The 16,354-nt window shown below is 52.8% G+C and carries 7 protein-coding genes; 5 read left to right on the top strand and 2 right to left on the bottom strand.

Annotated features, from left to right (window positions below):
- Positions 1–44 precede the first annotated feature (44 nt).
- Positions 45–2,552 carry a helicase-related protein gene (locus ACTRWH_RS09460; RefSeq protein ID WP_462826350.1) on the bottom strand — a complete coding sequence of 836 codons (2,508 nt, stop codon included), beginning with the start codon at positions 2,550–2,552 and terminating at the stop codon, positions 45–47.
- Here ACTRWH_RS09460 and ACTRWH_RS09455 point away from each other — a divergent pair.
- Positions 2,535–2,816 (top strand): hypothetical protein, encoded by a 282-nt coding sequence (locus tag ACTRWH_RS09455; protein ID WP_462826349.1) that lies wholly within the window; start codon positions 2,535–2,537, stop codon positions 2,814–2,816. The genes ACTRWH_RS09460 and ACTRWH_RS09455 overlap by 18 nt on opposite strands.
- 59 nt (positions 2,817–2,875) lie before the next feature.
- Here ACTRWH_RS09455 and ACTRWH_RS09450 read toward each other — a convergent pair whose 3' ends face one another.
- On the bottom strand, positions 2,876–8,095 hold the full coding sequence (locus ACTRWH_RS09450) for a DEAD/DEAH box helicase (protein WP_462826348.1): 5,220 nt from the start codon (positions 8,093–8,095) through the stop codon (positions 2,876–2,878).
- Between the two features lie 219 nt (positions 8,096–8,314).
- Between ACTRWH_RS09450 and ACTRWH_RS09445 the strand changes: the two genes are divergently transcribed.
- Genes ACTRWH_RS09445 through ACTRWH_RS09430 form a run of 4 tightly spaced genes read left to right on the top strand, consistent with a single transcriptional unit; the run spans position 8,315 to position 16,240 of the window.
- On the top strand, positions 8,315–9,595 hold the full coding sequence (locus ACTRWH_RS09445) for a DUF6361 family protein (protein WP_462826347.1): 1,281 nt from the start codon (positions 8,315–8,317) through the stop codon (positions 9,593–9,595).
- Positions 9,589–11,385, top strand: a complete 1,797-nt coding sequence (locus tag ACTRWH_RS09440) for a phospholipase D family protein (RefSeq protein WP_462826346.1) — start codon at positions 9,589–9,591, stop codon at positions 11,383–11,385. Before ACTRWH_RS09445 ends, ACTRWH_RS09440 begins: the two co-directional genes overlap by 7 nt.
- Before the next feature lie 15 nt (positions 11,386–11,400).
- On the top strand, positions 11,401–14,799 hold the full coding sequence (locus tag ACTRWH_RS09435) for a helicase-related protein (protein WP_462826345.1): 3,399 nt from the start codon (positions 11,401–11,403) through the stop codon (positions 14,797–14,799).
- Positions 14,800–14,857: 58 nt separating this feature from the next.
- On the top strand, positions 14,858–16,240 hold the full coding sequence (locus ACTRWH_RS09430) for an ADP-ribosylglycohydrolase family protein (RefSeq protein WP_462826344.1): 1,383 nt from the start codon (positions 14,858–14,860) through the stop codon (positions 16,238–16,240).
- Positions 16,241–16,354 lie beyond the last annotated feature (114 nt).

The raw sequence follows: 16,354 nt of genomic DNA, 5'->3' as shown, positions 1-16,354 counted from the left end.
TCGTCTTCCTTACTTCTTTTCTTATGTGCCAAGTGAGTGCTGGGTTAAAGCAGGCCTGCGTCTGGTACCAATACGTATACGCCCATCACGTCTACCGGCAGCTGAGGTTGTACGCTGTAGCTACCTCGGGCATCGGCGGCTTCACGGGTGCGGCGGTGGTCGGCCAGAACGGCCTCAGCGCGTTGGTACGCAATGGCGTCGAATCGAGGTGTCAGATGCTGCAGGGCATCTACGGCTCGATTTAGCTCACGAGTACGGGCCTCATCCGCCATGTTTTTGCTCACAGGCAGTTGCATCAGCCGGAGCATATCTGCCTTTTCAAGCAGCTCCGGCTCACCCTGCCGGTTTACCATAACGGCTAGTGCTTCTTCGGCCAGCATTTCCTGGGCTCGTGTCATATCGTTCTGGGTGCGGCGAATGGTCAGACGACTGCGCAATCGCAACAAATATATGGTCGTTCGGGTTTCAACTTCCCTGGTGAAGATAGCTCCAGCACGGGCAACGATTTGGGTCTCTTCGCCAGCCATGGCAAGTTCTGACAAGTAATCTGCCAGGTGGCTGACCAAGGGGTGGGTGCGGTGAATAAACTCGGCGCGGCCCCGCGTGGGGTAAGTGAAGTCCATGGTGCGCAGATGCATCAACCCGGCGGTGTCGAGCCGTTCTTTCAGAGTGAGGGGCAGGTGCGCTAGGGGCGCCTGCCATGTTCCATTGGACTGAGGGTGCAGGGGGGCACCGAGTCGCTCCATACCATTACGAACGAAACGCTCCACATCTTCGTTAGTGCCCAGTACGGCAAAAGCTTTTTGCCATTCTGGCATCACGGATTCCGGTTTAAGCCGGTTTTGAGCAAAGATGGTGCGGTTGCGCCGAGCTTTCTCTCGGGCGGATTCCCATTCTGTTTCCAGTTGCTGAAGCTCTTCGTCATCGGCAAACAGGTCCCCGGTTGAAGGCATGCCTTGATTACGCAAAAGCACCGTATTGAGGATGGCTTGCATATAGCGTTGTTCGTTTTCAGGCGCCGGTACCGATACCCCCAGTGCTTTGCGGATGTTGTCCGCCTTACGGATGATGACTTGGAGAACTGCACCATCGATGGGATTGTCTTCCCCGTACAACATGAGGGTTTTGACCTTATCTGCCTGCTGCCCGAAGCGGTCTACTCGGCCTTCCCGCTGTTCGTGGCGGGTGGGATTCCAACTCAGGTCATAATGTACAACGGCAGTGAATTGCTCTTGCAGGTTGATCCCTTCGGAAAGGCAGTCAGTGGCAACCATTAGTGGAGGTTTGTCGCTATCCTTGAGAGCCTCAACTTTTTCCTGACGCTCGGCAGGTGTCAGGTTGCCGGTCACGTAGATGACGTTGCGGTCTTTGAAGGCGCTTTTCAGTTGGTCGGCAAGATATTCTGCTGTCGCAATGTATCGACAAAAAACGACCGGATTGTAGCCTTCTTCCAACATTGGTTTTAGTTGTTTGGTCAGTGCTTTAAGCTTCGGGTCGTTGTTCGATTTAAGAGACCGGGCCCGATCTACAAGTGCCTCCAGCCTAGCCAAGTCTTCGGTAACTGCGGCGCCGGGTTCTACGTCGTCAGCGCTGTCCAGATCCTCACCGCCATCCAGCACGGTGGAAGTGCCCTGGGTTTCCAGTACTTCGGCCTGCTGTAATTCGGTCATTTCTGTTTCGTTACCACCAAAGGCGTTATCAATCCGTGTGTTGAGAGCCCTAATGGCTGCCTGGGGTGAAGACGATATGCACCGAAGCAAAGCAAGAGCAGCCCACCAGTTCATGCGGGCCTTTAAGGTGCCTTCTTCCTCTCTCTCCACGAGTTCTCGGGCGTAATCCAATACCTCTTGGAATATATCTGCCCATTCACCTGAAAGCTTGTAGGTAATTTCTGCGGTGAAACGCTCAGGGAAGAGGCCGCCTTCTTGCCATTCTTTGATGTCCTCTCTTCGTCGCTGAACAAAGTGGTTGGCCAGTTTCTGGCGCAAAGGGTGTTGCGCGTTGGTGATGTCTTTGAGTTTGGCAAAATCTTTATTCAGCAATGAAAGCAGGTTGTAGAAAGCCTCTTCGTCGCCACTATGGGGTGTGGCTGTAAGCATTAGTAAGTGGCGTTCAGGATTATCCGCCAGATCACGCAGGAGCTCGTATCGTTGCTGGCGGCCCTGACCGGTGCGCGAGCACGTATGGGCCTCATCTACGATGATGAATTCAGGACACTGTTCTGCGAACGCATCCCGGCGGTTCTTACTTTTGATGTAATCCAGGGACACGATGGTGAAGGGGTATTCGGTAAAAATCGACGTACCTGCAGGTAGGCCACGCTCCAGTCGAGCAGCTGTGCTTGAGCGCACAATCTCTGCTTGAATATGGAACCGGTTGCTAAGCTCCTTTTGCCACTGCTCGCAAAGGTGAGGCGGACACAGAACCGCGAGTCGATGGATCTCACCGCGATCCATTAATTCGCGGGCTATCAGCCCCGCTTCGATGGTCTTACCAATCCCTACGTCATCGGCGATCAGCAGGCGAACAACCTGATGTTTGAGAGCTACCATAAGTGGCACGAGCTGATAGGCTCGTGGCTCGATGGCAATATTTCCAAAACTTCGGAAGGGACCGGCACCCGCCCGGAGCTTCAACATAAGGGCATCACGCAGGAGCAATCCGGCGGATTGTATGCCAGCGTGCGTTGGGTCCGGGTACGGGAAAGTTGCTGGCTCTACCGGCTGCCTTTCGAGTTCAGGCAGCAGGACTGTTGGTTTTTCTTCACCCCCACCAAGCGGCCGAAGATGCAGAATCTTCCCTTCACTCTGGGGTAGTACAACCCATTCACGTCCCCTGGCTCGAACGATAGAACCAGGATTGAAATTTAGATTACTCATGCTTGGGCGGCTCCAAAGATATCCGGGTATTTGGCAATAATGGCTGGCCAGCTCGTTTGCTCCTTACTGAATCGAATCACGGTCAGGCCGTTATCTTCCAGCTCGGCGGTGAGTGTCGCGTCGATTTTTTGCTGACCAGGATTTTCATGATGAGGACCATCAATGTAGACGACAGCGTTGTGGTCCCTGTAAACAAAATCCGGCCGGGTATTGAAGGTTTCGATTAGCTTCTGGGCTTCATCCGGTAAATGGTGCCGTTGTTTTTTCAAATGAGCTAGAAATGCTGTTTCCAGGGTGGAGCCGCTCAATTTCAGGAGCTCTTCATAGTGGTCCTCGTAGCTACGGCCGTCGGTTGAGGTAACAATGGTGGAATCGATTAGCGATTCCAAAAGCATTACCAACTCCGGGTTCTGACGGTCGATCTCTATGTGATCCATCTGGTTGTAGTAGCTGAGAAGGCAGCGGTAACAGCCGGCCTCACAGTCGTTATTGATGTTCTGGTACTGGCCGCTTTCGTTCTGTTCATAATGGCAAATGGACAAGGCGCGCCTGGCGACACGGGACAACGCCGTGCTGTCGCTCAGCAATCGGGTAAGAACCCCTGCACCGCCTTCGGCAGACTCATAGAAAAGCACAGCGCGCCTGTCTGCCCGATTTGGTAGTGGCTCTGCCATCAGTTCAGACTCTTCAATCTGAAACTCTTCTTCTATTCCGCGTTTGAGGGCGTACTGCAGGCTGGTAAGCAGACCGGTATCCATGAAGCCATCAGGGTGAACCATCAGGATGTTACGCCTGTCTTCGACGTAGGGTGTTATTCGTTCGATGTAACGCTCTTCTTTTGAGGCTTCATCGTTTTCGTCTTGTGGCGCTTGTTCGTCTTTACTCCACATGCCGGTGGTGGTGTCGATGTTGAAACCGTATATGGATTCTTCTTTCCGGCGTCTCCAACCCAGGTTGATTCGCCATATTGTAGCGGCAGGGGCATATTGGATGGCCAGCAGTTTATCGCCATGACTGTTTTGAACTTCGCCGTTTACAACGCGCGCTTTTCCTTCGCGAGTAGCGAATTGCATGGTGGTTTGCATTTCATAGCCTTGGCGCTGGCGTTCTTCTTCATCAGAGGTAATTCTCAGAACCCGCTGAGTACTAACGTTTTCGATCCGGTAGAGGTTGTCGATGCGTTTACCACCTTCAATGGGGGTGCCGCAGGCAACGCACAGTTCGTTATGCAGCTGTTGCTTAAAATGGCCATAGCCGCACGCCGGGCATAGCCTGGCTTCCTCTTTAACCAGACCGGGGCTATCCATATCCTGTCCATCCCGGACGCCGAGCATCACTTTCTTCACCCGGTATTGCGATCCTTCATGATAGATCAGGCTAAGAGGACCGAATTCGGATATGGCCAGGAAGCGGGGGCGCGCAAGGAAGCTGTCTCTGCCGACGCTGCCACGTCGGCCCTGTATATAAGCCAGCAATGGGAGGCGAGGGAAGTTATAACCAGGCAAGAACCCCTGGCTGGCCAGGTAGCGGTAGGTTGAGAAATCCGAGTTCTGGCCAGACTCAGCGTTTAACAGGAGACTGATTTGTGTACGAGCCTCGTTATAGCGACGTTCAGCAGCTTTTCGGTCCCTCTCACCAGCGGCCGGATTGGCGATAACCGCGTGAGCCTTGTTTAGCTGTTCTTGAGTGGATGCATAGAGTTCCCGCCAACGATTCAGCGCATTGTTAAAGCTGTAGAAGGAACCTTTGATCTGGTTGGTTAGCCACTCCGAGGAAGCAGTTTGAATGTTGGCTTCGCTGCTCAGCCACACCCCTTGTGCAGCGATGAGTTCAGTTTCCAGCATCTTCATGAGGTTGAGGCCACGTTGCGCTGCGGAGACCCGAACTTCATCTGTATCCATCTGCTGGCGGAACTCATCCAGCAACGGCATGGTTTCCGGCTGCGACATGTTCAGCATGTCATTCACCGTTTTGGGAAGGGCTTTTTTCGTTTCGTTCAGCCACACGGCGTGGAGATGGCTGGCCACCAGTTCTTCATTTGCCAGGTCCAGTGTTGGTGGACTGACATGGCCGTGAACCATACGAACCGGGTCGGTGAAGAAATATTGGTCGTGTGGACTAAGCGCTGCGCAATAGGTTAGGACCAGCGCGGGTTGTCCAGATCGGCCAGCTCGTCCCGAACGTTGAGCATAGTTTGCAGGCGTGGGGGGGACGTTACGCATGTAAACTGTGTTCAGGGTTGCGATGTCTACGCCGAGCTCCATGGTCGGGGAGCAGAATAGGGTGCGTAGCTCGGCCGACCGGAAAGCTTTCTCTCGCTCTTCTCGCTGTTCCGGGTTCACCTGGGCAGTATGTTCCCGTGCTTCGAGGTCGAACAGTGTTCGGTTACCGGTTTTCAAAAGCTCACAGAGCGTGGTGTACAGGCTACGAAAATAGGCGTTGTCAGCACGGTAAGGGTCTGTCGGGTCGAGCTTGATGTCTTTATCGTGGGCGCGCCATTGCAGAAACTCACCCAGTAGCTGGTAACCAGTTTGATCCTTGTCGTATTCTTCCTTTTCGACCAGCCCATAGGATTCCAGCACTTTCATCAGGCTTTCTATGAGGTCCGGATAAGATTTGTCGTTGATTTTGGGCAACAGGACCAGGTCGTCGCCCCAGACAGCCGACTTTTTGAGTAGCTGTGCAAGTGCTGATCGGCTGGAGCCACTGACAAAGTTGGGATTGGTCTTCAGGTTTTTAGGTTTTCCGCCCAGCAGCAGGTACCCGCTGGATTGGAGCATCTCCTCCTCGCTGAAGCCCCAAGGCTCTTTCAAGTAGGTGAAGCTTTGAGAGCGAATCTGCTCCTGTTGGATGCTGTCGAGGAATCGGCTCTTTACGCACAGTCCGCGGCGCATAGTGTCGAGGACAGCACGCAGAGCTGCTTTTCGGTTCTCTGGTTTGACCTGTGCCAGCTCGGTGCATGGCAACTCCTCCCACTCTTCTTGATCCTCTGCGAGTTCATCGAGGCCTTCGTAGTCGATATCTAATAGGCCGAGCTGTTCAAGATTCGGGTTGTTAAATCGCCATCCACGACGCAAATCGAAGTAGAGTCTGTACGAAAGCGCGTTGCGCATGGCCTCTTCGGCTTTCTTTCGGCCAGGGCCTTTGGCTAGAGGGTTTTCCAGATAATCAGAGCCATCCTTGTCGAAGCCGAGGGCATTGAAAACGGCTTGCGAGAGGTTGCTGTCAGTGAGATAGCCTTCCGGGGCTTGCTGCGTGGCGGCGAGCAGGCTAGCCCGGAGTAACAGGATTTGTACGAAATCGTTGTAGTGGCCAGCCTGAAGCGATGCGTCTTGCCGATTATCAGTGAATCCGAGTAGCTTTTTCGCTTCTTCAGAAAGCTGGGTATCCCGTTCGAGCATGTATCTCAGTGAGGATATGGCCAACACGGTAGTGGCTGAGGAACGCCCCTCACCGTTGAGCGAAGTCAGACGATTCGAGTCTTTGCCCTGCGCCTGGTGAGTGACACCACAGTTAAGGCAAAAGCGGAAGCTGCCCGGAATGAACCATCCGGGCGTTCCCTCGTGGTCCAACCTACCGCTGGGCAAAACATACAGTTCCCTTGGACAGAATTTTTTGTAGTTTCCCTTAAGCCTGAGCTCGCCCTTTTTTTCTTCAAACCAATTTTCGGGAAATCGTTCTGGATCTCCGTCATCCCAGCTACGCTGGGGATCAAACATAAAGAAGCCCCAGTTTTGGTTGTCACCTTCGTTGTCTTTTTCGTTAATCTGGCGAGGTGAGAGGTTGGGCTGGCCCTCGTCATCGTTGTGCCATACCGGGTGGTATTCTTGGCCACATTGACGACAAAAATGTAGCGAATAGAAGCGCTTTTCACGTTCATTCGGTTTGTAAATTTGTCCGCTTAAATCAAATTCTCGCTTGCCCTCTGGGGCCAAGGTGGAAAAAACATTGTTTGCACCGGAAATAAACTGGTGAAGCCTGAAGGCGAAAAGAGGCTTACCTTGATGATCAGTGACTTTGTAGGCCAGCAACAGGAAATCTCTTAAATAGCTCTCGCAAAGATCCGCGGGTTGGCCTGAATCCTTTGATAGCTGTTGCGCAGCCCATTTGAGGTTTTGTGGTTTGGCGCGTACCCATTTCCCTTCTTCTTTTTGCAGCCCTAGTGTTAGCTCTACCCAACCGGAAATCGGATGTTCCCGCAGTGCTTTAAAGTCCGGGTTTTTAGGAACGGGAGCCTTGAGTGCTTCTGACAGGAGTTGCTGTGATGGCTTCTGATCAAAGGGCGTGATGTGCTGCAGCGTTTCCGTGATGATGTTTTCTGGTTTTACCTCCGCACCGAATAACTTGCTTGCCACTCGCGCAACGGTTTCGTTACGGGCTGCGAGGGTGCCTTCACTCGCCATGGTTGCAGAAGTGCCAATGCACAAGACGTCAGCGTTGAGCGCCTCACGGACCCGGCGAACCAGCATGGCGACATCCGCCCCCTGTCGTCCGCGGTAGGTGTGCAGTTCGTCCAGAACCAGAAAATTAAGCCCTTTTGCTGCCTTCATGACTGACCGATCGAGATCATCCTGCCGGGTCATGAGAAGCTCCAACATCATAAAGTTGGTCAGGATGATGTCTGGCGGGCTCTGCGCCATTGCGCGGCGCTCTTCATCCTTCTCTTGGCCGGTGTAACGCCCATAAGTAACGGGCTTTTCTTTGCCAAGGTGTTGGAAGTACTTGTCCAATTCTTCAAGTTGAGAATTCACCAGGGCGTTCATCGGGTAAATGATGATCGCCTTTATGGAGCCGGAATCGCCTGGCTGCTTCTGTTTCAGAACGGCATCCACGACGGGGAGGATATAGGAAAGCGATTTACCAGAGCCCGTGCCAGTGGTCAGCACATAGCTCTGTTTTTTCTGAGCAATTGTGACGGCTTCTGCCTGATGTTTATGGAGCGGAGCACTAAAACCGGGGTTGCCTTTGCCATCACGGCCAAAACGAAAAATATCTTCGCATTGGGGGTGAAGTATGCCCTCGTTGCATAGCTGATCGACCGTATTGCCTTTAACAAACGAGGGGTTCAGCTGGATTAGTGGAGCAGGCCAGTACTGGCCGTCATCGTAGTTCGATTGAACGAACTGCTTAATGTCTGGAGCCTTGATCTTGGTGAAGCTTGTTGTGAAGGCTTTGTAGTCAGAAATGACGGCGTCGCGGTACTCGAAAACATCCATCGAGGCAGAATCCCTTGTCTGTCGTTTTTATTGCCATTGCACTGTGTTAGAGCATACCTGATTTGGAAAGCAAGGTAACAATTTCTGAGGTAAGCACAGGTGCTGTGCATCTGTTTGTAAACAATGCTAATTCTCGGGTTCGACCTCATTCAACGATATAGTAAAAGTGTATCTGAAGGTGGCGACAGTTTTTGTCACTGGTCTGTGCTTGAATGACCGGTGCGCCTTTTCGTTGCTAACCTATCTGATTGGATAGCCTTTGGAGTTGCTATGAGCAGTATTGGCTGGGTGGACTTCTCATCCACTGACAGGGAAAAAGTGTCACAGGTTCTGGCGATGTTGCAGGAACCGGGGACTCTGGATGAGTTGGGAATAGGGCAGATCCGCGATGCTTTTGCCGACCTCTTGTTTCCGGGGTTTTCAACTATCCAGACGCGCGCCAAATATTTCATCACAGTGCCCCGAATTATCCGCGACTACATGGAGTTAGACGCAAGGACGCAGCGCCGGAAATCACTCAGGGATTATCTGGAGTCGCAGGAGAACGAGGTCGCCAGGCTTTTGGTAGAGCGGCATGGTTCAGCTGAGAGCGGCATTATCGGTTCGGAAATGGTAGGGAGTGAACAGGGAGTTGCCCGAAAACCTTCATCAGTCTATTGGAACGGCCTTCGCCAGTTCGGGATTGTGAATACCGCAAAATCTCTTGCAGAGTTCTCCCGGGAGGTGGGGCAGGCCCAATCGGTTCCTCGTGCCACAGGGCATGAGGAAGATGACTCTGATGCCCTTTCGCATCGTTCTGTCGTGCACCTAGATGTTTGTAAATCAGGCTGGATGAATGATGTTTCGATTCACTTATCGGAGTCCGAAGCCCAATTTCTCATTGACAAGCTGACTCATACCACCGCCATCCGGAACAGTGTCGTATCCCAGTTTCTGATTCACGGTTTAGCCGAAGAGTTGGTAGGAGACAGTGGGGAGGCTCTGACATTTCCTGAGCTTGTTGCCTGGGTGAAAGGAAGGGCGGATGTCTCTGCACCTTGCCGGCACGCCCTTGAGCTGGCGGAAGAGTTCAGTGATGCGATTAACGGAGCGCATATCCGGTTCAATATTTTGATTGCTCGAAACTCCGGGAACGCGGCGTTGGAGGCTGAACGCGAGGAACTCTTTTCGGAATGGCTTAAGCAAGCCAGGGAGCGAAATCTGTTCTCAGCCTCCAGTGTGAATGACTGGTTGCAGGCCGCGACCGCCGGCGGAGCCCGAATCAACCTGAATGCCCGTGAGTTTCTGAGTCAGTGGCATGAGGCTATTTTTCAGAATCAGCCTGTCAGCAGTCTGGATCGATTGGTTGAAAGCCGAGCTCGAAAAAACAAAGGCCGTCGGTCAGTGCTCCTGAAGAATCTGGGTGAAGCACCGCATTGGCAGGGGATGGATTCATTGAGCTATCGTTGGCCGACAGCCAGGACCATTCTGAGAGATGTGGTACAGGGTGCTGAATGCTGAATCCGAAATCCGAACGAGTGGATTATGGTTGGGAGTTACGACCACCGGAGGGGTACGAGCTCGATTCAGCCATCGCAGCAACCTACACGCTCGACCTGGATGCACTTCTGTCCGTGCCGGTCGCTTTATGTTTCCACGACACCCTGGAAGGAGAAATCCAGGGTGAGCGCCTGGCACTGTTGGAAGCCGTTGGGCAGCTGAATGGTCGTCTGAAGGTGTTTTATCAGGCCGGAAAAATAAAGCTGCCTGGCTCTTATAATCGCCTGTTTGCCTTGCTAGAGCCCTGGCTTCAGCCGGTAATGCCAGGGCATGTGGCTTATTCCTCTTTCCATCCAAAGTTTTGGCTGCTCCGGTACACCGCCCCCAAACGTCCGGTTCGCTATCGCTTGATCGTGCTTTCCCGAAATCTCACATTTGATCGAAGTTGGGACCTAGCCTTGTCTTTGGATGGAGAAGTTTCTCGCGACTCAATTGACAGCGCCCACCAGGGGTGGGATGAGCTGGTGAGAGATCTGCTGCGGCAGGATCCTTCCTTTGAGCCTGGCAAGATCATCAGGAAGGAGCTTGGCCGGATCAACTGGCATCCACCTGAAAACTTCAGAGATCCCAGAATTCTTGCGGGTGGGCCCAGATATGGTCAACCACTGGATATGCTGAGTCCGAATGACTCGTTATTGGTTGTTTCCCCATTTCTGAAGGATTCTGTTGGTGGCGTAGGGGCTTTAGATGAGTTGGCTCAAAGAGCTCCGGAGGGTAATCGCTGGTTATTCAGTCGAGGTGAAGAGCTCGATGAGATAGGACCGGAGAAGCTTGAAGGTTGGTCCTGTTTTTCCATCAACACCGATGTCGTTGATGGTGAGGAGCGCTTGGAGATGGGTACTGCCAGACAGAATCTTCACGCAAAGTTGATTGTTGTGGAGCGAGGGCAAACCTGCCACTGGCATCTTGGGTCTGCCAATGCGACAGCTGCAGCCTTGGGTAGCGCAGACACGGATCCACGCAATACCGAATTGATGGTCCGGCTGACAGGGAAAAGCACTTTGATTGGACCGGTCGCTTTGTTAGAGCAGTGGATTGATGAAGATAATCCTGCAAATGGACTGTTTGTGGAGCACCAGTTTGAGGAGCGACCAGAGAGTGACGGCGAAAGTGAGAGCGATCTGTTTCGCGTTCTCTCGTTTGATCTAATCAAAGCGAATTGGACATTATCTGCCAGGGAAGCAGAGAGCGATCCCACGCTCTTTGAGTTAGCGCTTTCGATCGACGAAATGCCGAAACTGCCAGACGGGCTATCGGTGGAAGTGGGCCTTCTTCCGGTGAGAGGATCCCATCGGCCTCTGGGCAATCCCATCGGTTGGACCAATTTGAATATAAACCAGCTAAGCGCGTTCCTGGCAGTCAAAATCACCTCGCAGGCAAGCGCTGAAACCGAGCATTTGGTTATTCAGACCGACTTGAATCTACCGACAGGCACGGACCGCGAGCGGCGGATTATAGAGCAGCTGGTGGATACGGAAGATAAGTTTCTGAATTACATTCGTCTTCTCCTGCAACGACATCCGGATAAAAATGAGTGGTTTGGCTTTGATAGCGCCAATGGTCACGCCGGTGCCTTGGCCACCATGTTCGGTGACTCCCCGATTTTTGAACAGTTGATGCTCGCCGCTGCTCGGGACACTGAGGTGCTTGAGAGAATTCAAAAAATGATCGATCGGCTTGAGGGGACTTCTGTGCCAGTCCCAGAAAGGTTTGCTCAGTTGTGGCGGCACTTTTCACCCCAAAAGCGCTAAGGATAGTGTTGGTTTATGCATGAGGTTTTCGAGCAAATCGACAAAACACTGGCCGGTCTGAAGGATTTTCAGCGGGCCTCGGTGGAGCGGGTAATTGAAAATTTCTTTTCAAAGGGACACAGCGAGCGGATTCTTGTTGCTGATGAAGTTGGTTTGGGCAAAACCATTGTCGCTAAGGGCGTCATCGCACAAATGCTTCGCCGGCAGATCAATGAAGGCGTGGAACCCGCCGAGATCGAGCACCCTCGACCACCTTTTCGCGTCACCTACATTTGTTCCAACCTGGCCTTAGCAAACGAGAACCGTAAGAAGCTGGCGGTGTTCAGTGACGATCTTGCCAAGAAATATGTTCGTGAGCCCTCGTTCGGTCGTTTGGTGGAGTTGGCAGCCAGAGAGAAGCACGGTGCCAATGGCCAATTGCTTGAAGTGTGTTCACTGACGCCCTCCACGTCGTTTTCGCTCACGAATAGCGATGGCAACGTATGGGAACGGCATATCCTGTTCCAGTGTTTGATGAGGCACAACCTACTGAAGCCGTATCGACCGGTACTAGACCGGCTCATGCGCAGCGAAGTCAAACAGAGCACCTGGGATACGCGCGAGCGATGGTTTCAGGGTTGGTATGAGTTGAATGAGGATCTTGTCGACGAATTTTTAAGTGATCTTGAATCCGAGGTATCGCTTGCAGAGGACCTTGCGGATTGGCTTGAAGTTTCCGGTTGCTCGTATATCGATGCGCTGGAGGCAATTGGTCGTCGATTATGTGGATGCTTGCCGGACGACTCCGAAAAAAACTGGAATGAGCTTCTGGATAGCGTTGCCGGAGCAGCATCGGATGTCAGTTCAGCTTCCTTTTATCGACTGCGTTCGGAACTGCGGACCAGGCTGGCAAAAACCTGTGCTCGACACATTCGCGCAGATCTATTCATCCTGGATGAGTTTCAGCGTTTTGATTCGCTTCTGGATATGTCGACGGATTCTGAAAATGCCCTGATCGCACAGGAGGTGTTCAAGCGTGATAGCCCTGGAAAAATCCTGCTGTTATCGGCCACGCCTTTCAAGGCGCTGAGCCGCATAGAAGACGATGAAGTCGAAGCGTCTCACCAGGAAGAACTCCGCCATCTCCTGACGTTTCTGATGAATTCGGATCAGCAACGGCTGTCCGAGTATGAGGCCGCCAGGAAGGATCTTCTAGCGACAATACTCCGTCTGCGGGATGATTCGTTTTCGGTTGAGGATCTTTCGGATGCTGAAAAGCTAAGAGTAGAACGAGCCCTCTCGGATTTTATTGCCCGTACCGAGAGGGGACAGATTGGTGAAAACGTTGACTCGGTATTTAAATCAGAGCGCCTCGATTGCGCTAAGTACTTCAGTCAAAGCGATATTAAATCATTTGCAGCAATGACCGGGCTGGCGGACACCGTCGATAAGGTGTCCCAGGCGCGACAGGGTCATCAACTCATGGAGTTCTACAAGTCGGCTCCGTGGGCCCTGTCTTTTCTTGGTGGCTATTCGTTCAGAGATAGACTGGAGCGGAATCTAAGGAACTCCAAGGTCCGGTCCGCTCTCGGAAAGTCGGCTTCGAGTTGGTTGCCTCGGGAGCGTATTGCCAATTTTCGACTAAACCTCTTAGAAGAGGCACCGAACGCAAAAGTTCGTGGGCTCGTAAAACGGATCTTGGATGACAGGGTCGAGGAATTGCTGTGGATTCCCCCCAGCGCTCCTCATTACCCCTTGCAGGGCGCATTTGCGGCCAACCGCAATTTCACCAAAACCCTGCTGTTCTCAGCTTGGGCCATGGTCCCTCGGGCCCTTAGTGGTTTGTTGTCCTACGAAGTCGAGAGGCGTCTCCAGAAGAGAAAAGGCAGCCGCTCCAAATATTTTGTCGAGGATAAGAAGCGGAGTGTTCCGCTCATTCGCCTGGAAGGCAAGAACGCGCTAACAGGGTGGTCACTGATTTATCCTTCGCGGGTGTTGGCGTCGGAGTCTTTAGTTCGCAGTGATACCTCATTGGACGACCTTCTGGCCCTGCGGAGTGCGCAGTTTGGGGATAGGCTGAAACGCCTCCGTCAATATGAGAGTGACGGGCCTGAGGACCATAATTGGTATGCGTATGCTGGCATGTTGCTGGACCATGTCAGTGGTTACAGGGATGCACTGGTAGACTGGCAGAATTGGCTGCAGACCGAGCAGGCAACCTCAAAGGATGTAGGGCGGCGGAAACATCTAGATGAGATTGCGGACAGCCTGGAGCAGCTTCTAGGCGGGCAGAAGATGCTGGGCAAAATGCCCGACGACCTGGCTGATTATCTTGCTTTGCTTTCGGTCTCAGGGCCTGGAGTATGCGCGCTTCGCATGTTCTCACGGCTTTGGGATATAGGACCATCGGAGCAATTAAGGGCGGCCATTGGCGTTGCTTTCGGGGTGCTCACTCTCTTCAACAAGCCAGAGTCTATTGCCGTCCTCGAAAAGCAATCAGGAACACGACTAAAGAACGCCTCCCAGCTAAGCAGTATCTGGAAGTCTCGCAAAATCCTGCACTACTGTGCCCGCGGTGGCTTCCAGGCCATGATCGATGAATACGGGCACCTGTTGAAGGGCAGCGGTCTGTCCGCTGGCGAGGCAGCAGAACGGTTTGCAGGCGTCATGGGCTTTCAGACTTCATCCGTGACTTTTCAGTACTTGGGCCACGCCGATGGCCAGCGTCATTTAACCCCTCTGAACGCCTCGTTGCGATGCCATTTTGCTGTTCCGTTGGGCATACAGAGCGCTACTGATGACAAGCAGCAGGTTCGCGTTGAGCACATCCGAGACGGTTTTAATTCGCCATTCAAACCGTTCATGTTGAATTCTACCTCGATCGGCCAGGAAGGCCTGGATTTTCACTGGTATTGCAACCGAGTAGTTCATTGGAATTTACCATCGAATCCGATCGATATTGAGCAAAGGGAAGGGCGCGTAAACCGCTATAAGTCTCTAGTGGTTCGCCGCCGGGCGACGGAGTATGCGAATTCTCACGAATTGTACCTGGATCAGCCGGGTGACAGCGGAGATTATTGGGAAAACCTGTTTTCAAAAATTGACTGCGTCTCTGAGCGCCGGACCAGTGATTTGACGCCGTATTGGCATATTCCGTCGGGGACTGCGCAAATTGAACGACTGGTTCCGATGATGCCCATGAGCCGAGAAGAGGCTCGGTTAGAGGAGGCACTGAAGATTTTATCGCTGTACCGCCTGGCATTTGGTCAGCCCAGGCAGGAAGAGCTCTTGGATAATCTTGTTAGGAGGGAGTTTTCTGAGGATGACTGGACGAGAATTCGGAATGCTTTAGTGATTAATCTGGCGCCTCTCAAGCATCGGATGATGAAAGGAAATGAGGCGAGCGTATCCGAAAAGGGTGTTGGAAATGCTTAGGCTTAGGCTGGATTGCTGAGTGAGTCGTTTTACTTTAAAGCCAGGAAACTGGTACGCAATGGAACTAATCAGCCCAGAGTTTGGTCCTGATATTCGCCGCTACTCGCCCATCCGAGTTGATCGGGTGGCGTTAGCGGGAAATGGCTCCCGACGTTTCGATTTGTCGTTTTTTCATGCGGCTTATCCAGAGGGCGTCCAAGATAAGGTGTATTCCATTCAGACGATTCAGCGCAGTGACCATTTTTTGATTGGGCAGGTTGTTGATACCCAGCGGTTGGTGTTTTTTTTGACGCTTTCTGATACTTGGCTCAACCAGCATTTTGATGATTATTCTTTGAACTATCTGCGTGGGCTCCAAAAAACGTCCGGGCCAGATCCGCAAGATCGTTACATCGCTTGCCTTTTTGGCGGAGCCATCGGTGATGCGCTTGGCGCTTCGGTGGAGTTTATGTCCCGGGACGAAATCATAGATCGATTCGGCCCGGCGGGCATCAGGGACTACGCCGAAGCCTACGGTGGCAAAGGAAAAATCACCGACGATACCCAGATGACCTTATTCACCGCCGAAGGTTTGTTGCGGGGGCAGATGCGGGGTGTGAGTAAGGGTGTAACGGACTTTGGTCACACGGTTGCTAATGCCTATTTGCGCTGGCTGGCTACGCAAGGCTATGACAGCGGCGCAGTAAAAACTGATAGAGATGGTTGGCTGTTCCAGCAGCGGGGGCTGCACAACAAGCGCGCCCCGGGTATGACCTGCCTGAGTGCCTTGAGAGATTATTCTGGCCTCCCGGGCATTGCCGGTAACGACAGTAAAGGTTGTGGAGGGGTAATGCGCGTTGCCCCTGTGGGACTGTTCTGGTGGTCCTTCAAGCGGAATGTTGACGTCCATAGAGTGTTCGAAGACGGGTGTATGTGTGCCGGGCTTACCCATGGCCATCCAAGTGGCTATCTAACCGGTGGTGCGCTGTCGGTTGTGATTTTCGAATTATTGAATGGACAGACATTGCCAGAGGCTCTCGATACCGCGAAGGCGCTTTTAGTAACACAGTTGGGCCATGAGGAAGCGTTGACTGCCTTGGACAAAGCGATTGAGCTTAGCCAGTCTGAGATTCCGCACGACATCGCAATTCGTGAGCTGGGGGAGGGCTGGGCTGCTGAAGAAGCGCTCGCCATCTCTGTCTATTGTGCGTTGGTCTCGGAAACTTTTGAACAAGGTATTGTGCTGGCGGTAAATCACGATGGTGATTCGGATTCCACGGGCACGATTGCTGGCAACATTCTGGGGGTGATGCTCGGAACTGGCGCAATTCCAAAGCGATGGCTGGAGCCTCTAGAGCTTCGTGAGGTTATTGAAGCCGTGGCATCGGATCTGTGGACTTGCCAGAAGTGGGACTCCTTTATGGATGATGACCGGCTTTGGGATCGTTACCCAGGATGCTGAGGGATTGTTGCACGCCCCCGAGCGGAGGTCACTCGTGACGTGCTGCCAGTGTTTTTTATTCGGCACCGCTGGCTGACCATTGCTTGCTCATGTCGAAAGCATACATGAATTGTC

It is taken from the genome of Marinobacter sp. G5_S1_61_S3, assembly GCF_054968585.1.
This window is presented reverse-complemented; position numbering and strand designations above follow the sequence as displayed.